Raw genomic sequence first — 22,264 nt, 5'->3', positions numbered from 1 at the left:
ACAGGGCTAAAATGGGTAAAATGGCCATTAAAAAGTAGGGTTTTAGGGGCTAAAAGTGGGTTATTGAGCGCAAAAAATAATGAGCCGACAACCAAACTAGAAAGGCAAAATGGTGCAAAAAGCAGGCTGTATTCTCGAAAATAGGCAAAACAATAGACGTGGAAGACTAGAAATAGTGGCCATTTAACCACTTTTCACCCCATTTTTTCGCTAGAACGAAGCGAGAACCAGAACAGTATTGTAAAATAAAAGCAACAATTTAAGAGTGTGAGTTTTTGAGCTGATGGGTCTTTGAATTTGCAAGTTCGTGAGTTGATGAGTTTGCAAATTGATGAGTTTCCGTGTTCGGGTATTGTCGCTTTTTCGCGAGTTTGTAAACCAAAGAGTTGGTTTGTCCCCCATTTCGCAGACGGAGAGGAGAGTGTATTTATGTTGGCCCAACAAAGATAACAAGCTCCTCTTGATTTTTAGAAACATTAAGCCCAAATCGGTTGCTAGGGCTTGTGCAATTTTTGTTTGATTGTTGAGCCTATTGCCTGTTTTGTTCTTGAAGGCGTAGCGAGCTACATAAAGAGAATGAAACTGGCAATATGTCGACAAACAAACGAAAGATGAACAGCAGACAAAGGAAACAACCTAAAATAATTGGCAAGCGGCTTAACGGCCGATTGGGGTTAAAAGTCAAGACGGTTTCGGCATATCGCATTGCGCTTTGCAGTTTACAGCACTGCATGTAGCAACTAATTGCAGCGTGTTTTGATGTGAACAGCAGTACCGTTTGCAGCAAATAGAGGCCGTTTTGATGCGAATAGCACACTTTTCAGCATAAATTTCACTTTAATTCAACCCAAATCGATTGTTAGAGGAATGCAATTTTCGTTTGAATGTTGAGCATATTGTCTGCCTTATTCTTGAAGGCGCAGCGGGCTACGTAGAGAGAACAAGACAGGCAAGCTGTCGGCAAGCAAACGAAAAATGAACAGCGAGTGGTGGAAACAATCAAAAATAATTGATAAACGGTATAACAACCTATTGGGTTCAACAACAAATGCCGCCATCAGCATTTACACACAAGAGCCAGATATAATACAGAAAAAGATGAATTGGCGGTTGCATAAAGCTATCTAAACACCGCACAATTCATCCTTAATTTTATCGGTTAAGCAGGCCGTTGGCGCAACATCAGCCCTTACCGTGCCGTGTCCAATCCCATTTGCTTAGCTTTCTGCATCAGCAATTGCATCAGCGGTTCGCGCTCGTTAGGCACACGATTGTCTAGCACTGCATCTTTAAGCGTTTGTTTCAGCGTGCCCACCTCACGGCTAGGACCAAGATGAAACAACTCCATTATCTCGTTTCCATCAATCACTGGCTGTAACAAACGTTTGTAATCACGTTCCTTCAAGTCGGCCAACTTTTCGCGCACAATGCGGAAATTATCTAGGAAACGTTGTTTCTTAATGTGATTTTTGCTTGTTATGTCGGCCTCACAAAGCGTCATCAAGTCTTCTGTGTCGTCGCCCGCATCGTTCATCAGTCGCCTAACGGCACTGTCGGTAACGCAGTCTTCGGCAATAACGATGGGGCGCATGTGCAAGTCTACAAGCTTTTGCACGTACTTCATCTTCGAGTCGAGGGGCAGTTTCATGCGCCTGAACAAGTCGGGCACCATCTTTGCGCCAACAAAATTGTGGTTATGGAAAGTCCATCCAGCCGCCGGGTCCCAACGTTTCGTCTTCGCTTTGCCCACATCGTGCAACAAGGCAGCCCATCTCAGCCACAAGTTGTCGGTGTGTTGGCAAATGTTGTCAAGCACCTCCAACGTATGATAGAAGTTGTTTTTGTGCGCACGGCCATTGCGCGTTTCCACATTATCGAGCCTAGTTAGTTCGGGAAGAATGAGTTGCAGCAGGCCACAGCGGTGCAATTCCACAAATCCGCGACTAGGCTGCTGTGTCATCATTATCTTATTCAGTTCGTCGGCAATGCGCTCTCCGCTAACAATCTTAATGCGTTCGGCATTACGTGTAAGCGCATCGAATGTTTCGTCTTCGATGAAAAAGCGCAGTTGGGTGGCAAACCGCACGCACCGCAACATGCGCAGGGGGTCGTCAGAGAAAGTGATGTCGGGGTCGAGCGGCGTACGAATGATGCCGTCTTCGAGGTCGTAAAGGCCGTCGAAAGGGTCTATAAGCTGCCCGAAGTTCTCGGCGTTAAGGCAAACGGCCATAGCGTTGATGGTAAAGTCGCGGCGGTTTTGGTCGTCTTCCAGCGTTCCGTTCTCCACGATAGGCTTGCGCGAGTCGTGGCTGTAACTTTCTTTTCGCGCTCCAACGAACTCAATTTCGTAACCGCGGAACTTCACTTGGGCCGTTCCGAAATTGCGAAATACCGATATGTGCGCCTTCTTTCCAAGGCTTTTACGCAGTGCGTCGGCCACTTGTATGCCACTTCCCACCACAACTACGTCGATGTCGTTAGACGCTCGTTCCAAGAAAAGGTCGCGGACATACCCTCCTACCACATAACAAGGCACGCCGAGGGCATCTGCCGCATCGCCTATTTTATGGAAAATGTCTTGGTCTAGGAGTTCAGCCAGTTGGGCATCGGATAATATCTTCATGCTAAATACAAGTCTTTTTGTGGGTACAAAGTTACGCATAAAAGTTGATAGTAGCCCGTTGCAAATGCGTTTTTAGACGTGCAGGCAGGCAGATGTTGGGCATAAGCGCCTATTGAAAAGCGACAACGGATGCGCCTGAACACAAAATGAAGTGCATTTTATCGAATAAGCCTTAAAATACATGCAGATAGTTCGGCGGTTTCGTTTTTTATTGTTACTTTTGTCCATGATGGTGCGTGCAAACACCAGATGAGACGTAGGTACATGGCTGGCAGTGCGCTTTTAATGATGCACAAAACTGGGCGGTTATCGCCTCTGTGCCACATCGGGTGTTGCAGATGGTACCCCATACAGTACATATAATTAAGAAATATGAATAAGATACTTTTGCTTTTGGCTCTGTTTGCCTTAACCGTTAGCTGCGAAAAGAGCGAAGACGAGAAGGCAGCACCGCTGCTCGCCAAGATAGACAGCTTGTATAAGGCAGAGCGTTATCAAGACGTACTCGACTCAATTAGCGTGTTGCGCGACCGCTTTCCGCGTGCCATCAATGCGCGAAAAACGGCTTTGGGGCTTTGGCAAACGGCATCGTTGAAGTTGGCACAAGCCGACATTGCACGCACCGACTCGGCTTTACAAGCCAAAGAGCAGGCTCTGAAACAAGGAAAGCTTACCTCACAGCGTAAGGCGGAGCTTTTGGTTAGGCGCGATTCGCTGAAAATTCGATACGAGGCCCTTTGTCAAATGGTGAAGGCCATTCAGAAAAAGCAGGCGCAATGATTGGCGCGCACGGCACGACAACTCGTGCCTTTTCTTTTGCCGTTTGCTGAATAATGTGTAATTTTGCAGAAATTAGGCTGCACTCGGCAATGTAAAAGCAAGCTTTCATTGCACTACCGATGCGCCCTACCCCACCTCACCGAGGCTCAAAAGAACAAGAACGATGGCAGAACAAGCAACGACAGAGAAACAGTTTGAGGAAACGCTGAAAGAGTGTGCAGACCTTTTTGAAAGAAAACTGCACGACTATGGCGCATCGTGGCGCATTCTTAGGGCCACATCGCTTACCGACCAGCTCTTTATCAAGGCCAAACGCATACGCTCGCTCGAAATAAAACGAACGGCAATGGTGAACGAAGGCATCAGACCTGAGTTTATCGCATTGGTGAATTATGGTATTATCGGCCTAATTCAACTAGAAAAAGGCTTTGCCGACGAGGTTGACCTCACGCCCGAAGAGGCGCTTGCCCTGTATCACCAATACGCCAACGACGCCTTGCAACTGATGCTGAAAAAGAACCACGACTACGACGAGGCGTGGCGAACGATGCGCGTTAGCAGCTATACCGACTTGATATTAACTAAACTGCAACGCATAAAGGAAATGGAAGACTTAGAGGGCGACACCCTTGTTAGCGAAGGCATCGATGCCAACTATATGGACATCATCAACTATGCAGTGTTTGGAGCCATAAAACTAAAAGAGAAGGAAGTACGATAAAGACCATGCTTGCGGCTTTGCTAAAAGCGATAAACAATCGTACATGCCGCACCAACTGGCCAATAGAGCATTTTGAATGTGAAACGACTTATATACATACTCACCAACGTGTGCAGGCTTTTGATAGCCACAACCTTCGTGTTGTCGGGCTATGTAAAGGCCATCGACCCGCTTGGCACTCAATATAAGATAAACGATTACCTGGCGGCCGCCGGTCTTTCAGGCTTCGTTTCCAATTGGTTCACGCTCTTCACGTCCGTTGCCTTGTCCGCCACAGAGTTCGCTTTGGGCGTGTATCTGCTCTTCGCCATACAGCGGCGTTTGGTTTCAAAGCTGTTGTTGGGTTTCATTGGCATGATGACCCTCATCACGGTGTGGATATACTTTGCTAGTCCTGTAAAGGACTGTGGTTGTTTCGGCGATGCCCTTCATCTGAGCAATGGGCAGACTTTGGCAAAAAACATCGTGCTGTTGCTGGCCGCCACAGTGGTGGCAAGATGGCCGCTGCGCATGGTGAGGTTCATTTCAAAGACCAATCAATGGATTGTTACCAACTATACGCTGTTCTTTATCATCGTGTCGAGCGCGTGGAGCCTGTACACGCTCCCCCCATTCGACTTCCGTCCATACCACATCGGAGCCGACATCCGTAAGGGAATGGAAATTCCTGCGGATGCAAAACAACCCAAATTTGAAACAACCTTCGTGCTAAGCAAGAACGGAGAGACGCGCGAATTTACGCTAGACAACTACCCAGACTCCACCTGGACCTTCGTAGACAGCAAGACCGTGCAAACCGAAGAAGGCTACGTACCGCCCATTCACGACTTCTCCATCACCGACGAGGCCACTGGCAACGACATCACAGAAGACGTTTTAAACCGTAAGGGCTACACTTTCTTGCTGATTTCGCCTTACTTAGAGCAAGCCGACGACACCAACTTCGGTGCGATAGACCGAATATACGAGTACGCCAAACGGCATAACGTGCCCATGATGTGCCTAACCGCCAGCGGAAAAGCCGCCATCAGCCGTTGGCAAGACCTCACAGGGGCCGAATATCCTTTCTACATCACCGACGGCACTACGCTGAAAACGATGATAAGGAGCAACCCTGGGCTGATACTCATTAAAGATGGTGTGGTGATTAACAAATGGAGCCACAACGCCTTGCCCAAACAAGAAACGCTGAATGCCCCACTAAACAAGCTTAGCATCGGCAAAATAGACCCCACCAGCGTAACGACACGCATCACCAAAATAGTGCTTTGGTTCGTGTTTCCGCTGTTCTTGCTCACCTTGGCCGACCGATTGTGGGCATGGACCAAATGGATAAAGAAACAAAGAAAACGCAATAAACTATATACACTCTTAAAGAAAAAAAGGAAAATGAGAAAAAAGATCGTAGCAGGTAACTGGAAAATGAACCTGAACCTGCAAGAAGGACTGGCCTTGGCAAAGGAAGTGAACGATGCTTTGGCCGCCGACAAACCCAACTGCGACGTTATCATCTGCACACCTTTCATTCATTTGGCTAGCGTAGCTGGCGTTTTAAACAGCCAACTCGTTGGCTTGGGCGCCGAAAACTGCGCTGATAAGGAGAAGGGAGCATACACTGGCGAGGTTTCGGCCGAGATGGTGAAGAGCACGGGCGCACAATATGTTATCCTGGGACACTCTGAACGTCGCGAATACTACAACGAAACACCCGAAATATTGAAAGAAAAAGTGCTCTTGGCACTTAAAAACGGGTTGAAAGTGATATTCTGCATCGGCGAGACTTTGGCCGAACGCGAGGCCAATAAGCAAAACGACGTGGTGAAAGCAGAACTTGAAGGTTCGGTGTTTAACCTCTCTGCCGAAGAGTTTGCCAACGTTATCGTTGCCTACGAACCCATCTGGGCAATCGGTACAGGCAAGACTGCAACGGCCGAACAAGCCGAAGAGATACACGCTTTCATTCGTTCGGCAATCGCCGAAAAGTATGGCAACGAGATTGCCGAGAACACTTCCATCCTCTATGGCGGCAGCGCAAAGCCCAGCAATGCACCCGAACTGTTTGCCAAACCCAACATTGATGGCGGCCTTATCGGCGGTGCAGCATTGAAATGCGCCGACTTCAAGGGCATCATCGATGCCTGGAAGAAATAACAACAAGCAATAGCTAATGCAGCGGAGCGGCACTTTCGGCTTACGAAAGTGTGCCGGGCGTGTCGCCTCGCCAATTTATTCATCCACTTTCCAAATGCGGCAAACGTGCGGATTGGTCGGCAACAGGCCACTTCGCCCTAGCGTAACCCTCAACACCCCACAACAATGAAACGTCTGGTAACCGTTATTTTCACTTGGATTTGCACCGTCATTGCAATGGAGGCGCAAACCTTTACCGACCATTTGCGCCGACGCGACCCAAAGACGCAAGGCGTTGTAACCATCTCTCAGAGTGCCGCCATAGAACAATTGGTTAACGGAAAGGGCGGCGCGGGGAAGTGGGCAAACCCCAATCCCAACGAACGCACACCCCAAACCGCCAACGGCAGCACGGCCAACAGTGGGAAAAGTACCTCAGTAACCGAGGTGGAGAGCCCTGCGCGACAGCCTAACGAGAAACGCGAAACGGAACAAACGCGCAAGAACGAACCCAATAAAAAAGAGACCACACAAAAGAATAACGCCCTCGGCGACGATGGCGACGGCCTGAACATCCCCGTAATAGACACGCGCAAAAAGGTGATGGTGGGCGGATACAAGGTAGACGGCTATCGGGTGCAGGCATACGCCGGCGGAAACTCGCGCGACGACAAGAACCGCGCGCAGCAAATAGGCAACCGGATAAAGGCCGCCTTCCCCGACCAACCCATCTACGTGCACTTCTATTCGCCACGATGGATTTGCCGCGTGGGCAACTATCGCAGCATAGAAGAGGCCACACGCATGCTCAATGCCATACAAGCCATGGGCTACAAGCAGGCTGTCATCGTAAAAGGAAAGATAACGGTGCAGAACTAAGACTGCCCAACATGCAACGACATATATAAAGAAGCCACTTATCTGAAACATGAACTTGGAACCAGAATACCGAGAAGGGCTAGACCAGCTAGCCGTACATTACAAAGAAGTGCTAGCCCTTTTGGGTGAAGACCCTAGCCGCGAAGGATTAGAAAAAACGCCCATGCGCGTGGCAAAGGCCATGCAGGTACTGACGCGCGGCTACACGCAAGATGCTCGCAAAGTGCTTACAGATGCACTCTTCGAAGAGAAATACAACCAAATGGTTATCGTTAAAGACATCGACTTCTTCTCGATGTGCGAACATCACATGCTGCCCTTCTTCGGAAAGGTACACGTGGCCTACATTCCCAACGGCTACATCACGGGCCTAAGCAAGATAGCACGAGTGGTAGATATATTTAGCCATCGCCTGCAAGTGCAGGAACGAATGACCCAACAAATAAAAGACTGCATACAAGACACGCTTAAACCTCTAGGCGTAATGGTGGTTGTAGAGGCCAAACACCTGTGCATGCAGATGCGCGGCGTGGAAAAACAAAACTCCATCACCACCACCAGCGATTTCAGCGGTGCCTTCAACCAAGCCAAAACGCGCGAAGAGTTTATGAACCTCATACGCCCAAAATAACATTTTTTATATCTTTTAGATGCAAGTTCTACATTAATCCTGCTTTAACTTATAAATACAATAATACAGAACACGATGAAAAAAACATTGAATTTGGTTGCCGTCGCCTTATTCGGCGTGGCCATGCTGTCGCTCAGTTCATGTCTTAGCGGCGGAAACGGAGGTGAAGAACCTAGGTTTAAGAAAATAACAAAGGCAGAGCAAACGGTTATCATGAGTTCCATTGTTGGTAATTACTCTGGCCAGTTGAAGTTTGTCAAGGGTCCAAAGCCCACTGACATCGACTCGGTGAAAATCGCTTGGGCCGTCACAAACGACACGATACTTGTTATTGACAAATTCCCCGTTAGAGTTTTGACAGGCACGGTCAGTGCCTCTGAAACCTTCGTAAAACAGCTAGGCGCGGCAGACCCCGTTGAGGTAAAGATGAAATTAAAGCTGCCCAATTACACGCTGGAAGACTATTACAACAAGGGTTATTACTTGGCAAGCCCCATTGCAGCCAAAGATTTCGACATAACGATTGCCGGAAAGCCTGGCAAACTGGCATTTACCAATGTCATCCAATTTGGTTCTATGCAGCATCAGCAAGTGCAACAATTGCTGGAATACTACAAAGAAAAGCAAGTTATACGTTTGCTTGTAAAGCAAATAACGTACGAGAACACCCCTTACGAAATTAAGAATCCTGTCGTTCTGCAAGGGAAAAAGATTAATTAGGCACATGAAGTTTATTTCTTGGAACGTCAATGGGCTGCGCGCCGTGGTTGGCAAAGACTTTGAGAACACCTTTAAAGCGCTTGATGCCGATTTCTTTTGCCTGCAAGAAACAAAGATGCAGGCAGGTCAGCTAGACTTACAGTTCGATGGTTACGACTCGTTTTGGAACTATGCCGACAAGAAAGGCTATTCGGGCACGGCCATTTACACACGCCATAAGCCCTTGAACGTTAGCTACGGCATTGGCATAGACCAACACGACCACGAGGGAAGGGTTATCACCTTAGAGATGCCCACATTCTTTTTGGTAACGGTTTACACGCCCAATTCGCAAGAGGAGCTGCGCCGACTAGACTACCGCATGCAGTGGGAAGACGATTTTCAGGCCTATTTGCACAACTTGGATAAGTGTAAACCAGTGATTGTTTGCGGCGATATGAATGTGGCACACCAAGAAATAGACTTGAAAAATCCCAAGACCAACAGGCGCAACGCTGGTTTTACCGACGAGGAACGCCAAAAGATGACCCAACTTCTAGATGCAGGTTTCACAGATACTTTCCGTTGGAAATACCCCGAAGAGGTTACATATAGTTGGTGGTCGTACAGGTTTAAGGCACGCGAACGCAACACGGGGTGGCGCATCGACTATTTCCTTGTGTCTAATCGCCTACAAGCCGAAGTGCTAGACGCCAAAATCCACACCGACATATTGGGCAGCGACCACTGCCCTGTGGAACTACTCTTGAAGTAATTACATACGTTTAATCCACCTCACTGCCGCTATCAACTTACCGCTTAGTGGCAAATGAGGTGGATTTTTTGTGTCCATACCAAAAAGAGAAACAACGTGGAGCCGCACTGATGCGCATTTGCCACGCCTAGAACTCGCACAACAAGGCCATAGAAAGACCTTATAACGACTAAACAATCGAACTAAGAGATTTTACCTCTCCCCAAAAACAATAAGATGTAATGTGCAGGATATAGGCTTAGTGCAACAACACTAACCAGCATGTTAACACATAAACTTGTTATAGTCAAACAGAATTGCTTTTGGAAAATTGTTGTTAGAAGGATGCAAGACGTTGCGTAGCACGGCATCAATAAACCCTTGCACAGAGGATAAGGAGGACTTTTGTTTGTTTACGATGCACCTATGGCTTTGCAAATCCAATTCTGTTTGACTATAACTTGTCTGCTTGCGAACTCGCCAACTAGTAGAATCTACCACCTTGTTAACGTGTAAACCGATTACCTTGCCTGCTAATAAACCCGTAAAACCATAAGACTTTCCAGCATATTAACTCGTCAACGTGTAAACGCACCAGCTCGTGAAATCTACCACCTTGTAAAGGCATAAACTTGCGAATTCATCAACTTACGAACTCGGCAACCCCTCAACTTATAAACGATCCACCCCGTTTTTGTCCACTTTTAAGCATAATTTTTAACATTATGAGTGGCTTATAATCCACCAACAGCTCACCTTGCCGCAAAAAAACGATTCTCGCGCGGGTTGGTTTTGATGCAAAAAAGGGGTAGTATGCAAATGCGGCAAAATGAATTTTTATTTAAAAACACCGCCATTTGCACTGGTTTTTGGCAATTTGCAGCAAAATGTAGTGCGTTTTGATGCTAAACGCAGTGCAATATGCCGCTAAACGCACTGCGTTTTGGTGCTAAATGCAGTGCATTTTGGTGCAAAACGCAAGGCAAAATGGTGCTAAATGCAGTTCAAAATGCCGCAAAATGCGATACGAAAAGCATAAATATCCGCTGCAATGGTATAAATAAAACCTTTTGGAGACATTAAAAACATGGCCGAAAAGAGCAAAATAGTGGTTAAAAAGTAGGATTTTAGGGGTTAAAAGCGTGCAATTGGGCGTAAAAAATAATGAGCTGGCAACTAAACTAGAAAGGTAAAATGGTGCAAAACGCAGTCGGCTTTCTCAAAAGAAGACAAAAAGAGAGATATAAAAGACTGAAAAAAGCAGCTAATTGCACGCTTTTAGCGTTTCAACTTCGCTAGAATGAGTGGAAAACAAATCGCATTTTGTAAAACATATCGTAAGTTTTTAAGATTATGAGTTGGAGAGTTGGGGAGCTGATGAATTAGCGAGTTGACAAGTTGGTGGGTTGATGAGTTGGGAAGTTTGGGAGTTTGGGAGTTGAGAGTTGAGAGGGTGAGCTGGTGAGTTTGGGAATTGAGAGTTGGTGAGTTAGTGAATTGATGAGTTGGTGAATTTGGGAGTTTGTGAGTTGAGAGCTGGTTGGAGAGTTGATGAGTTGGTTGGGGAGTTGATGAGTTGGAGAGTTGGTGGGTCGAGTTGGGGAGTTTGGCAGTTAGGAGTTGAGAGGGCGAGTAGATGAGCTGGTGAGTCTAGGAATTGAGAGTTGGTGAGTTAGTGAATTGATGAGCTGGTGAATTTGGGAGTTGATAAGTTTGCGAGTTGAGAGTTAGTTGGCGAGTTGATGAGTTGGGGAGTTATCAGCCGTTTGCTTTGTCGACAGGTGGAACGTACGTTCCAACTCCTATTTTGTTTGACTATAACTTACAGCGGTTGTATACTCTTTACCACGCCCGAATTTTGCCAATACTCCACACGAGCCTTTTTATACCCCTGCATGTCTTGGTAAATGCTGCGGTTTATACTATGATCTGCCCACCAAGGAGAATCGTCGCCCGCCCATTCCACGGTATAATGAGTGCCTCTACGTCCTGAATGGCGATTCACTTCCACCTCTCCTTGATATACTTTCAGGCTGTCGGTGCAAAGGTCTTTCACCAAGGCAATGCCAATAGCCACCCCAAACACGCAGCTAGCACAGCATATCACTACACCCCAAAGACGCGAATACCATTTTTCCTTTTTCTCGATGGCCAACAAATAGCCTGCATAAGTAATAAGAAACATGATAAAAGTCATAACCGCTTGGCGCAACAACCCCACGTAGCCATAGGTACAATCCGTCAAAAAGGTGATAAAACCAAAAAACAACACGAGAGCCAAACCAAAGGGCAAATAGAACTTCCATTTGGAAGGAGAGTGCGTATTGGTGTCGGCAAAACGCTCTTGATTGCGTTTTGACCACCACGAGAAGCTCCATCGCTTATCCTTTCCTTCTGTCGTTGTATCGCGTTCATTCCTCGTCTGTGTAATTTCAGCTAGTATCGCGTTCCATTCTAGTGTGCCCTCGACAAGCTGTCGTTCGCCATACTGGTCGCGTAGGGTAATGGTAACGGGCTTGCCACCATTGTATTTCACCGACCAGCTGCGCACCACCCGGTCGTTATCGTCTGGCGAATTGCCGTTCAGTGTTTCCCTTTCCACGGCATCTACATATCGTTTGGCCTGCAGCAACGTGCCTCCGCCCAAGCGATGTGCTGTGGCTACGGCCTCTAACTTACGTCCTTGCTTTAACAGTTCTATTATTTGTTCTTTCATCATGGGTTTTGTTTAAGTGTTTTTTCCAATTCAAGCTTCATCATGCAGTTTGCTGTGTTACTCTAAAAGACATCGGCAACAATTGAAGATGCGCTATAAAACCCGTCTTGGAGGAAGAGAAATATTGCATTGAGCTATTATCATTGTAACAACAACACACACTATTATCCACCCGATGATGTACGCATAGTTATATGCAGGGGTGTCTGTTGCCCTTCCGCGATAATAATTCATCACGCGTTCGTGCCGACCCGACTTTACATAATACCTCCAAATGCCGAAGAAAAGGGCACAAAAGGAGCCACATACATAAAGTACTGAGAGTTGCTTACCAAAAGGCAGCAGGTGTAGTTTATTCAATTTGTCTAACAATATGAGTAAAGGGAATAGTAAACCAGCCATTATTCCACCTGGTCCGCTAACCTTTCTGTCGCCTCTATCTTGGCTGCGTTCGCCCGCAAAGTATATTCTATCAATGATGTTGAAATGTGCCATAACGGTAAATTGAAAAAGTTGCAAGGCTATGAAACCTTTGTATGCTAGTTGTTTTGTTGTTATCGCTTAAAAGCGGTGTGGCTTAAAATAATGCATTAACCCCATGCAGCCAACAAGAATTATGCTGTTAGTTCGCTAGAACTTGCGTAAGGAATCTATCTTTATCGTGGGTAAATACAGGGTGTCGGGCGAGTTGGATATGCATAACTTATCTTGTTCAAAGAACAAAAGTTTTGCCCTTTTCAGATAGTTCACCAAGCGATAGTGGCAGTATATCTGATGGTTGTCGTAGCTTAACAGCAATGTGCTATCGGGTTTACAATAGTTGTTTATGGGGTTATTGTCGTTGTTAGTAAGGTACGAGACCTCAGAAAAGAGATAAACTTTTTTCCCATCAACCTCTAAAAACTCGATAGGTGCAAAGTTTTTCAGCTCTTTATCAAGTCCTTTATATAGTGGTCCGATAAGAAACCCGGGATGAGTTCCATCCTCGTTGAAAAGCTTTCGGGTAGACAGCAATAAGAAGCTGTTGTATTCTTTATGGCTTCCAACATAGGTTTCGATGGCAGCATAACAGTCTTGCCTTACCTGATAAGGATGCTTATTGGTGCAGCTAGCCATCGCCAATGCAAGTGTTATTGATTGGGCAATGGTTAAAAGCTTATTCTTTCCCATATAGTTTCCTTTTGTTTCTTATGGCAGCAGTGGTCTTTTCCATGCGTTCCATCAGGGATGCTTGAAGGCGACGAGGGTACGGAATACCTCCTGTAATCTGATGAAATGCGAATAGTTTACTGGATACGTTGCAAACGTGTAGAACCTTTTTGGAGGGAGACAAATGCCGTTTCTAATGGTGTCGTGGTAGTAAATGCCAATACAAAGTTGCCACGAGGGGCAAACAAGTAGGGGTTCGGCTGCTTAATTTCTCGTTTTTGGCTTGCGGAACGTCATGTTGCGATGCCTGCCAAATATCCGAGCAGCAGGCTTGGGTTGGCCCCTTTTGTACCAGGAACTATTTGAAGAAACTACCCCCTTTTTGCAATTCCTTATTCATGAAACGGTAGAAAATGCCGCTTGAATCGGCCTCCAACAACGGCAGGTCTAGCTCTTCATACTTAAAATGGCCGTCCACAATCAGCTTTTCCTCGCACAATCGCTCCTGGATGTCTGCCAAAACCACTTTAAGTCCTTCGTCGCGAAGGGTTATTTCGTCTTTCGTCTCGCAGGCCAGGACTACGGATGCCTCGTTGATGTAGGGTGAGTTGGTGGTTTCGTTGTTAGAGAATGTCAGCTCTGTGTCGGCTGTTTTCGTTTCGCAATCGAAATTAGACACCAGTCCTGCGCGTTCAATGGCTCGTAGGTAGTTGCGGGTTAAGAAGTTGATGCACAGCCCTTTCTTATGCTTGATGCAAGAGGAAAGGTACGAGTTGGCATGCATCCCCATCGCGAAAACATTGCCGATGCTGAACGATGAAGACAGTGTGGAGAGCTTGGGCTGCCCGTCTTTGCCATAATACGAGACGATGAAGACGGGGTACCCAGGATAGAACTTCTTTGTGTCTAGCTTTACCTTCATTGTTGAGATAATGGTTTGATGTGGTGGTACGTTGTTTGCCGACGGCGAATAAGCCGCGTTGCATTTGTTCTTTTCTTTTTAGGGGCGGCCATTTCCTGTCTTTACTTCGCTGCCCTTTTTGTGAGAGGCCTTCTGTTGCGATAGTGAGACGTACGCAGATTGTAGGGGCAGATGCGTTGTTCTTTTGCACCAAGTGTGTAAACGGAAACCTAGCGTAAGATGGTCTTCCGCTAGTTCCGTTTACGGTTTTACCTACGGCTTGCGCCACGTTGGCTTGCCCACATTACAACGCGGGCTTAATCTGTGCCAGCCAAGCATCGATGCGTTCGTCGGTCTTGTCGGCCTCGTTCTCATTGTCGAGCGCAAGTCCAACAAACTTTCCGTCTTTAACCGCAGGGCTGTCTTCGAATGTGTAGCCTTCGGTAGGCACGCCTTCGAGCACGTTAGCCCCCGCATTGGTGGCGGCTTCACACAGCTCGGCCATTCCTCCGCAGAACGTGTCGGCGTTGGAATTGGAGTCGCCGCAGCCGAATATGGCCACCGTTTTGCCTTTTAGGCCTACTTCGTCGAGCAGTTTCACTCCCTCGTACCAGTCGTCTTGCATCTCACCCGAGCCCCACGTGGATGTTCCCAGCAGCAGGTTCTCGTTTTCGTTAAGCACGTCGGCAGTCAGGTCGCCCACGTTAATGGCTTCCACGTCCAATTTCTCGGCTATTTTTTCGGCTATGCCTTGGCAGGTGCCCATTGACGAACCGAATATAACAATTGTTTTTTTCATCGTTTATCTGTTTGTGATTAATGTATTGCAAAGATAAAAATAAATGTTCATTCGCAATGCGTATGAATGTTATTTTTGCTTACTTCTCGGTCTGCTCTTTCGTGCACGTACAAAAAATGTATGGGCCTGTCCCAAGGATGGGGCGCAAAAAAGTGCCTTGTATCTTCTTCTATTTAGGTTAAAAACCTTATCTTTGTCGTGCAAATTGTTACGTCCACGCTATGCGGAGTACAGCGTGCAACATCATTAACAACAGCCTAAATGTGCTATACAATGGAAGAACAATCTATACGCAAACCTTATCTGAGAAAACCTAAATGGCTTTACACCAAGATTGAGGGTGGAGAGAAATACGGATTTGTAGAGAAAACGCTCGAAGAGAATGGTTTGCACACGATATGCAGTAGTGGAAAATGCCCGAATAAGGGACATTGCTGGAAAAGCGGAACGGCTACCTTCATGATATTGGGTGACCGTTGTACACGTGCGTGCCGATTTTGCGCCACGCAAACAGGGAATCCTTTGCCGCCCGACCCTCACGAACCGTTGAAAATTGCGCGTAGTGTGCGGGCGATGGAGCTAAGGCATTGTGTGATAACATCGGTAGATCGCGACGACTTACCCGACAAGGGGGCGGCTCATTGGGCTGAAACCATCCGCCGGATACGCGAACTTTGTCCGGAGATTATTATCGAAGTGCTTATCCCCGACTATCGCGGGCAGGAGCTGCAAACGGTGTTAGCGGCTGCGCCCGACATCGTTGGGCATAACTTGGAAACGGTGGAAAGACTCACGCCAAGCGTTCGCCACCGCGCTACCTACCGCAACAGCATGGGTACTTTGCGTGAGATTGCCGAGCAGGGCTTTATCACTAAGACAGGAATCATGTTGGGTTTGGGCGAAACGCAGGAAGAGGTGAACGCTTTGCTGCAAGAGGCTTACGACGTTGGGTGCCGAATGATAACCATTGGGCAGTATCTGCAACCGAGCGAAAAGCAATTGGATGTGGTGGAATATGTTCATCCCGACAAGTTCTTGTCGTATAAGCGAACTGCTGTGCGCATAGGTTACGAGAACGCCGAAAGCTCTCCCTTTGCGCGTTCTTCGTATATGGCGGAACAATCGTTTATTAGTATGCTGGTGCGGAAAAAGAAGTTGGAGGGGAAGAATAAAGGTGAAAAGGTGAAAGGGTGAAAAGATGGCTAACGCCCTTTAAAGCAGCTGAGCAGTTTCTAGATTTATAGTTCGTTCTAGCTTTTGGAATGGTCGGACTGGTCGGACTGGTCTGACAAGTCTGATAGGTCGGACAACTCTGACTTGTCCTATTAGCCTGACACCACCTACAAACACAAGCGGCAAAGCTATTGGCTTAACTCCTTAACTCCATAACTCCTTAACTCCTCAAAAATAACTCCTCATAATCCCTCCTCTTCCAATCCTTTAATCCTCTTTTTAGGTGTTACGCCCAATGCGCGGAGGCCATCGATACGCCGAAGCACATTACCCTTGCCATCGAAAAGCTGACCGCGAGCCTGCTCGAAGTTACGGGCAAGACGTTGCAATTGGCCTTCAAGGTCGGTGAAGGTCTCCGTAAAGCCCGCCACCTTGTCGTATAAGTCGGCGGCAGTTTTCACTATCTTCTCCACGTTTTTGCTCTGTCTGTCGTATTGCCACAGGTTATAAGCCAGTTGTAAGGCCATGAGCAAGTTGCTGGGCGAAATGATGATGATGCGTTTTTGGTATGCATAGCGGCTCAAATCTGGCTGTTGTTTCATGGCTGCGATGTAGCTGTTCTCATTGGGAACAAACATCAGCACAAACCCGATAGCATCTTCCACTAGCTTATCATAGCTTTTAGCCGACAGCTCGTCCACATGTCTGCGCACACTTTTGGCGTGTTCGGCCAGCAAGCGGTCGCGTTCGTGTTCGTCATCAGTAGCTACGGCGTCGGCGTATGCCGTTAACGACACCTTAGAGTCAATCACTACCGACCGCCCTTCGGGAAACCTCACAACCACATCGGGGCGAAACGTTGCGCCATCTTCGCTCTTCACCGTTTCTTGCACAAAGAACTCCTCATCGCGTTGCAGGCCGCTATTCTCCAAAAGCGTTTCAAGAACCATCTCACCCCAGTCGCCTTGCGTTTTACTCTCGCCTTTCAAGGCTCGCGAAAGGTTAGCCGCATTTTCGCCAATGCGTTCTGTTTGTTGTTTCAGGCTGTCAACCGTTTGCTGTTGTTGCTGCTGAAACAGTTTCATTGTGTTTTCAAAAGCCTTTTGCAGTTCGGTTTTGTTCACCTCATTTTGCGTTTTGCTCTCGTCCACAGCCCGTTTAAAGTCTGTAAACTGCTCCTTAATAGGCCTCAAAAGGTCGTCCATCTGTGTGCGGTTCGCCCTTTGCAATTCCTCTTGTTTAGCCGCCAGTTCTTTAGCGGCAGTGTTTTGCATGTCTTTTTTCAGACTTTCCAGCTTTTGTTCCCATCGTTGGTCGCTTTCCCTACGTAAGTCTTCGGCGTGTTGGCGTTCCCTATCAAGGTTTTGGTTAGCCCGTTGCAGGTTGTCGTCGGCTTGGTCGAGCATGCGTTTAGCATACTCGCGTTCTGTTTCCAGTTGCTTTTTCAGTTCATCAATCTGCCGTTCGTACCCCGCCTTCGTATTCTTAAAGAGTACGAAAACGAAGACTACAGCCACAATGACGATAAGGGCAAAAACTATTTCCATGTTTTTTTGAGGAGTTATTTTTGAGGAGTTATTTTTGAGGAGTTAAGGAGTTATGGAGTTAAGCCAAATGCTTTGCCACTTGGGCTTGGTGTGGGGCAGGTTAGTTGGGCTAGTTGGACCAGTCGGACCAGTCGGACCAGTCGGACCAGTCAGACCAGGTCCGACCGGTCTGAAAGCTAGAATGCTTATCCTTTTAATTATGCACCAACGTCCCGATATTCTCACCGCGCATAACGCGTTCGAGATTACCCATAACATCCATGTTAAACACGTAGATGGGTAAGTTATTCTCCTTACACATCGTGGTTGCGGTGAGGTCCATCACCTTCAAGCCCCGCGTATAAATTTCGTCGTAGGTTATTTCTGCAAACTTTGTGGCCGTTGGGTCTTTCTCTGGGTCGGCCGTATAGATGCCGTCCACGCGCGTACCTTTTAGCATTACGTCCGCCTCTATTTCTATTCCGCGCAACGAACTGCCCGTGTCTGTGGTGAAATATGGCGAACCCGTACCGGCAGAGAAAATGCAGACGTAGCCCGACTCCATGCTCTCGATGGCCTTCCACTTACTGTAAAACTCGCCGATAGGCTCCATGCGAATGGCCGTAAGCACCTTCGTTTTCACGCCGATGGCCTCTAAGGCCGAACTTAATGCCAACGAATTCATCACCGTTGCGCACATGCCCATCTGGTCGCCCTTAACGCGGTCGAAACCTTTTTGCGCCCCACTAAGTCCGCGAAAGAAGTTTCCGCCACCGATAACGATACCTATTTGCACGCCCATCTCATGCACAGCCTTAATCTGTTGGGCATATTCTTGCAGACGTTGTGGGTCTATTCCGTGGCTTTGAGTGCCCATCAAGCTCTCGCCGCTCAACTTTAATAATATTCTTTTGTACATTGTATATAATGTTATTGGTTTGTTCTAACTTATACGGCTAGCGCGCTGTCGCTAAATCTCGAACCGCAGCTTGTCGGCCATTTCGCCGTTGGTGGCGTAGGGTTGCGAGTAAGTTCGCAGTTGTCCTTGCCTATCTCGTAGGGTTATTAGGCCATCGGTTTCCACCCCAACAAGTTCTGCATCAAATGCCCCTTGTTTGTCGTTGTAACGGTGAAAGCCCGTTGCGCGATAAAGTGAGGCGTTGTAACGAGCGGCGATGAGGTGGGTTTGGCCTGCTTTCAACAAGTCCCATTGTGCGAGAAAAGCCTCAACAATGCTGTCGAGCAGCGGCATCAGTGCCACCTGCTTGCCCGTAATCTGCGCAAGCGAAACAGGGTTTGGCGCATCGCTAACAAACCGAACCTGATTAACGTTCAGCCCGATGCCGTACACAAAACGACTGATTTCGCCATGCGCAAGGCTCGTTTCGATAAGCGTTCCGCTGATTTTGCGGTCGCGCCAATAGATGTCGTTCGGCCATTTTATGCGGATGTCGGGCGTAAAGCGGTCCAAAACATCCTTGATGGCCAATGCTCCTGCCATCGACAAGGCAAACTGTTGTTGCACGGCAACGAACGAAGGGCGCGCCATTAGGCTGAAAAGCAGGTTCTTTCCCCGTTCGCTTTCCCAGCGGTTAACGCCTTGTCCGCGCCCCGCCGTTTGCCAAAGGGTGCTCACCACCACCATTTCGTCTGCCTCCAACGCCAGTCCTTTTATATAAGTGTTGGTCGAAGTGGTTTCTTCCAAGTGTATCTGCCTAATCTTCATGCCTAAGCCAGCAGTGGGTTAAAGGCGTCTTCGATGTGTTCCAGCTTGGCGTTTTCGTTGCTGTTGCCAACGATTGTCACCACGTCGAAACGCACCTGTTCCACCACATTAAACTGTTTGATGTAGTTGTTGGCGGCAATTCCAAGGTTTCTTATCTTCTGCCTGTTCACCGCATCGGCAGGTTCCGACACCTCGTCTGTCGTTCGTGTCTTCACCTCAACAAACACAACGGTGGTCAAGTCGGCTGTAATCGCCACCAGGTCGATGTCTCGTTTGCCGCAATGCCAATCGCGTTCGCGAATAACAAATCCCTGTTTTTGCAGGTATTGGGCAGCTAAATCTTCGCCCCATTTGCCCAAGTCGTTGTGCTTTGCCATGCCTATATATCTTTTCTTTCTTGCAAAAGTAGCCTTTTTATGGCAGTTTGCAAAGTGTGGGCACGTGTTTTTTGGCTACAACGTGCTAAATGTGCGGTCTGTAAATGGCTATGGTTGTTGCAGCAGGTGGCTTTTATGATGAAACCGCCTTAACTTTTGGTGTTTCTATCAAGTGATAACAGCGTGTTGTCTTTGTGATGCCAACATAGGACAAACACTCCTCGGCATATACGAAGTGCGGCACTAACCAACTCACTGGCTTATAAATTCACGAGAGTTCAACTACTACCGAATATATCAACTCTGCAACTTACCAGCCCATCAACATAGAACCTCACTAACTCAAAAACATCAACGTATTAACTTACCAACTCATCAACTCACCAACTCACAAGCTCACCAACTCAAAAACATCAATTCACCAACTCTTCAACCCGCTAGCTCAAAAGCTTAAATTGTTATTTTTATTTTTACAATTTCGTTCTATTTTTTACTCCGTTCTAGCGAAAATATCGGTTAAAAAGTAGGTAAATTACCGCTATTTCTACCCTTTCATGCCTTGGTGTTTGTCTATTTTTAAGCCTAGAACCTACATTTTGCACCATTTTGCCTTTCTAGTTTGGTTGCCAACTCGTATTTTTTCAACTCCAATTTTCCGCTTTTAGCCCCTAAAATTCCACTTTTTAACGACTATTTTGCCCTTTTTAGTCATGTTTTTGATGTCTCTAAAAGGTTTTGTTTATACATTTGTGGTGTATATTTATGCTTTTCGACTTGCATTTTGCCGCATTTTGCCTTGTGTTTAGCACCAAAACACACTGCATTTAGCACCAAAACACACTGCATTTAGCACCAAAACGCACTGCATTTAGCACCAAAACGCACCGCATTTAGCACCAAAACGCACTGCATTTAGCTGCAAATCGCCCAAAAACGGGTGTTAGTGGCGGTCTGTTTAAATAAAAATTCATTTTGACTGCATGTACAACTGACCACTTTTTACACCGAAACAAACCTCCGCGAGAATCGATTTTTTGCGACAAGGTTGGCAGTTGGTTGGCAAAAAGGGCACTCATAATGTTAAAAGTCGAACTGAAAAGTTGACAAATCATCAGCTTAACGAGTTGACAAGTTAACGGGTAATTTGGTTGACGAGTGATTTAGTTGACGAGTTTACAAATTGGCGAGTTACGAGAGGGGTAGGCCGTGAGGTTGTGAGTTGGGAGTTGTTGAGTTGATAAGTCCTGCACTTCGTACATGCGCAGAACGTTTATCTTGGTTTGGCATCACACAGATGGTAAACCCCCTCCCCATGTTATACAAACATCAAAAGTCGAAACGACGTCGGTATCTAGAAACTTAATATTCGATATAATTGCAGTTAATATGCAGACCTAAAATGCTCGTTTTTTATGTTATGTAGCATGAACGCATGTGCTATTTATGTTTTTTAACCAAAAATTAAGATATTGGATGGTTTACACTTACTAATTTTACAGCCAAGTAAAGATAGATGATGAATTTTATTTGCGGATAGATATGAGTGAAGGAATATATCATCCGCACCCGATGCCTTTGACAATTTATATTTCTAACCGCTTTTAAACATACCCAATGACAGCAAAGACAAGAAAATTTCTTTTGGGAGCACTATGCGTATTGGCCTTTAATGGTTATGCTCAGAAGAAGACAACACTAAGTGCTGAGGTTTATGGCTACAAACAAGAAATGGTATATTTCGATTGTTTGCAGTCGCCTTTCTTCAATGCCGAGTTTCATACCAACCCCGGCGATGAACATTTGTACTCGTTCGAAACAAAGAACCCCGTGTGCATGCTTATTAACGGACAGGTGAATGTGTTGCTGATGCCAGGCGACAGCATACATGCCGTGGTGCGCTACGATGGAAAACGCCCTTCGGAGGTGGTGTTCAGTGGAAGTGAAAAGGCCGTATCGGCCAACCGCCTGATAAGTAACATCGACGACATGCGGCGGCAGATGCGTTATAAAAGTCAGCTGCTGGCTTGTGTCGTGGTAGACATTAAGCCGCAGCAGCGAATTGAAGACTCGCGAACACTGCTATCGAAGGTACAAGAGATGGTGGCTAAGCAAAAGTCGCAGTTAAGCGATGTGGCAGCCGAATACATCCTAGCCAATACCGAGGCGGCCGCCTACATCTCGTTTATGGAATATCCGCAGATGTATGCCGACACCCGAAAGACACCCATCGCCGAACAAGGCATTGGTGATTATTGGAAACTGATGGACGGTGTTAAGACACGTTCGGGCGAAGGAGCATTGCGTAACCCCGACTACGTGAGTTTCCTTATGCGCTATTGTTTCTACGAAAACGAGAAAAAGGCTGTTGCCAAAAAAGCAACATACACCATGCCCCGACAGCTAGAAACCATGTATAAGGAGCTGGCTGCCTTCTATCAGGGCGCACAACGCGACGCCGTGCTTTACCAACTGCTCGTTAGCTTTATACGCAATGGGAAAGAATTGGAACGTGCCAAACCGCTGTTTGCCGAATATAAGGCTAAGCATAACGTGGACAAGGGTTATCTAGCCATTCTTGAAAAGCTGATGGAATAGGCTGTAATGCCGCACATCTGCACCTCTAAACGGGGAGAACTATGCAAAGGGCTGAATGTGGATAGCGCCTGGCCCTTTGCCTTTT

Annotated in this window: 18 protein-coding genes; 9 read left to right on the top strand and 9 right to left on the bottom strand. The window is 46.9% G+C overall.

All coding sequences use genetic code 11. The features are described from left to right. Positions 1-1,189: 1,189 nt before the first annotated feature. Complete coding sequence (locus HMPREF0670_RS12410) at positions 1,190-2,623, bottom strand: CCA tRNA nucleotidyltransferase (protein WP_044078269.1); 1,434 nt, start codon at positions 2,621-2,623, stop codon at positions 1,190-1,192. Between the two features lie 372 nt (positions 2,624-2,995). Here HMPREF0670_RS12410 and HMPREF0670_RS12405 point away from each other — a divergent pair, with 372 nt between their 5' ends. From HMPREF0670_RS12405 to HMPREF0670_RS12375, 7 genes are all read left to right on the top strand, one after another. Next, on the top strand, positions 2,996-3,403 hold the full coding sequence (locus tag HMPREF0670_RS12405; RefSeq protein ID WP_009231498.1) for a hypothetical protein: 408 nt from the start codon (positions 2,996-2,998) through the stop codon (positions 3,401-3,403). A 163-nt stretch (positions 3,404-3,566) separates the two neighbouring features. Beyond that, positions 3,567-4,124 carry a DUF1599 domain-containing protein gene (locus tag HMPREF0670_RS12400; RefSeq protein WP_009231497.1) on the top strand — a complete coding sequence of 186 codons (558 nt, stop codon included), beginning with the start codon at positions 3,567-3,569 and terminating at the stop codon, positions 4,122-4,124. Positions 4,125-4,202: 78 nt separating this feature from the next. Beyond that, positions 4,203-6,275 carry a BT_3928 family protein gene (locus tag HMPREF0670_RS12395; protein ID WP_083786873.1) on the top strand — a complete coding sequence of 691 codons (2,073 nt, stop codon included), beginning with the start codon at positions 4,203-4,205 and terminating at the stop codon, positions 6,273-6,275. Between the two features lie 165 nt (positions 6,276-6,440). Beyond that, positions 6,441-7,133, top strand: coding sequence for an SPOR domain-containing protein (locus HMPREF0670_RS12390; RefSeq protein ID WP_044078268.1), 693 nt, complete (start codon positions 6,441-6,443; stop codon positions 7,131-7,133). Positions 7,134-7,182: 49 nt separating this feature from the next. Continuing rightward, positions 7,183-7,764, top strand: coding sequence for a GTP cyclohydrolase I FolE (gene folE, locus HMPREF0670_RS12385; RefSeq protein ID WP_009231494.1), 582 nt, complete (start codon positions 7,183-7,185; stop codon positions 7,762-7,764). A 75-nt stretch (positions 7,765-7,839) separates the two neighbouring features. Next, positions 7,840-8,484, top strand: a complete 645-nt coding sequence (locus tag HMPREF0670_RS12380; protein WP_009231493.1) for a DUF4840 domain-containing protein — start codon at positions 7,840-7,842, stop codon at positions 8,482-8,484. 4 nt (positions 8,485-8,488) lie between these two features. Next, positions 8,489-9,238 carry an exodeoxyribonuclease III gene (locus tag HMPREF0670_RS12375; RefSeq protein ID WP_009231492.1) on the top strand — a complete coding sequence of 250 codons (750 nt, stop codon included), beginning with the start codon at positions 8,489-8,491 and terminating at the stop codon, positions 9,236-9,238. Positions 9,239-11,039: 1,801 nt separating this feature from the next. On the opposite strand, the gene HMPREF0670_RS12370 is transcribed toward HMPREF0670_RS12375, so the two are convergent. The 4 genes from HMPREF0670_RS12370 to fldA all read right to left on the bottom strand — a co-directional run bounded on the left by HMPREF0670_RS12370 (position 11,040) and on the right by fldA (position 14,782). Next, positions 11,040-11,936: a hypothetical protein gene (locus tag HMPREF0670_RS12370; protein ID WP_009231491.1), complete on the bottom strand. Its 897-nt coding sequence runs from the start codon at positions 11,934-11,936 to the stop codon at positions 11,040-11,042. A 627-nt stretch (positions 11,937-12,563) separates the two neighbouring features. Further along, positions 12,564-13,103 carry a hypothetical protein gene (locus tag HMPREF0670_RS12360; RefSeq protein ID WP_009231489.1) on the bottom strand — a complete coding sequence of 180 codons (540 nt, stop codon included), beginning with the start codon at positions 13,101-13,103 and terminating at the stop codon, positions 12,564-12,566. Positions 13,104-13,440: 337 nt separating this feature from the next. After that, entirely contained in the window at positions 13,441-14,004 is a 564-nt protein-coding gene (locus tag HMPREF0670_RS12355) for a flavin reductase (RefSeq protein WP_009231488.1), read from the bottom strand. A gap of 283 nt (positions 14,005-14,287) precedes the next feature. Then, positions 14,288-14,782: a flavodoxin FldA gene (gene fldA, locus HMPREF0670_RS12350; RefSeq protein ID WP_009231487.1), complete on the bottom strand. Its 495-nt coding sequence runs from the start codon at positions 14,780-14,782 to the stop codon at positions 14,288-14,290. 273 nt (positions 14,783-15,055) lie between these two features. Between fldA and lipA the strand changes: the two genes are divergently transcribed. Further along, positions 15,056-15,976, top strand: coding sequence for a lipoyl synthase (lipA, locus tag HMPREF0670_RS12345; RefSeq protein WP_009231486.1), 921 nt, complete (start codon positions 15,056-15,058; stop codon positions 15,974-15,976). Positions 15,977-16,197: 221 nt separating this feature from the next. Here the strand turns inward: lipA and rmuC are convergent, their stop codons facing one another. The 4 genes from rmuC to HMPREF0670_RS12325 all read right to left on the bottom strand — a co-directional run bounded on the left by rmuC (position 16,198) and on the right by HMPREF0670_RS12325 (position 19,584). Further along, positions 16,198-17,502 (bottom strand): DNA recombination protein RmuC, encoded by a 1,305-nt coding sequence (gene rmuC / locus HMPREF0670_RS12340; RefSeq protein ID WP_009231485.1) that lies wholly within the window; start codon positions 17,500-17,502, stop codon positions 16,198-16,200. Positions 17,503-17,695: 193 nt separating this feature from the next. Further along, positions 17,696-18,400: a UMP kinase gene (gene pyrH / locus HMPREF0670_RS12335; protein ID WP_009231484.1), complete on the bottom strand. Its 705-nt coding sequence runs from the start codon at positions 18,398-18,400 to the stop codon at positions 17,696-17,698. A 51-nt stretch (positions 18,401-18,451) separates the two neighbouring features. Beyond that, positions 18,452-19,207 carry a biotin--[acetyl-CoA-carboxylase] ligase gene (locus HMPREF0670_RS12330; protein WP_009231483.1) on the bottom strand — a complete coding sequence of 252 codons (756 nt, stop codon included), beginning with the start codon at positions 19,205-19,207 and terminating at the stop codon, positions 18,452-18,454. A 2-nt stretch (positions 19,208-19,209) separates the two neighbouring features. Beyond that, the gene (locus HMPREF0670_RS12325) at positions 19,210-19,584 is read right to left on the bottom strand and encodes a YraN family protein (protein WP_009231482.1); all 375 of its coding nucleotides are present in this window, start codon (positions 19,582-19,584) and stop codon (positions 19,210-19,212) included. 1,614 nt (positions 19,585-21,198) lie between these two features. Here HMPREF0670_RS12325 and HMPREF0670_RS12320 point away from each other — a divergent pair. Then, positions 21,199-22,179: a hypothetical protein gene (locus HMPREF0670_RS12320; RefSeq protein WP_009231481.1), complete on the top strand. Its 981-nt coding sequence runs from the start codon at positions 21,199-21,201 to the stop codon at positions 22,177-22,179. Positions 22,180-22,264: the final 85 nt, after the last annotated feature.

Source organism: Prevotella sp. oral taxon 317 str. F0108 (assembly GCF_000162415.1).
Lineage (GTDB): Bacteria > Bacteroidota > Bacteroidia > Bacteroidales > Bacteroidaceae > Prevotella > Prevotella conceptionensis.
Note: the sequence above shows the minus strand (reverse complement) of the source record. Positions and strands in the feature narration are given on the sequence as shown.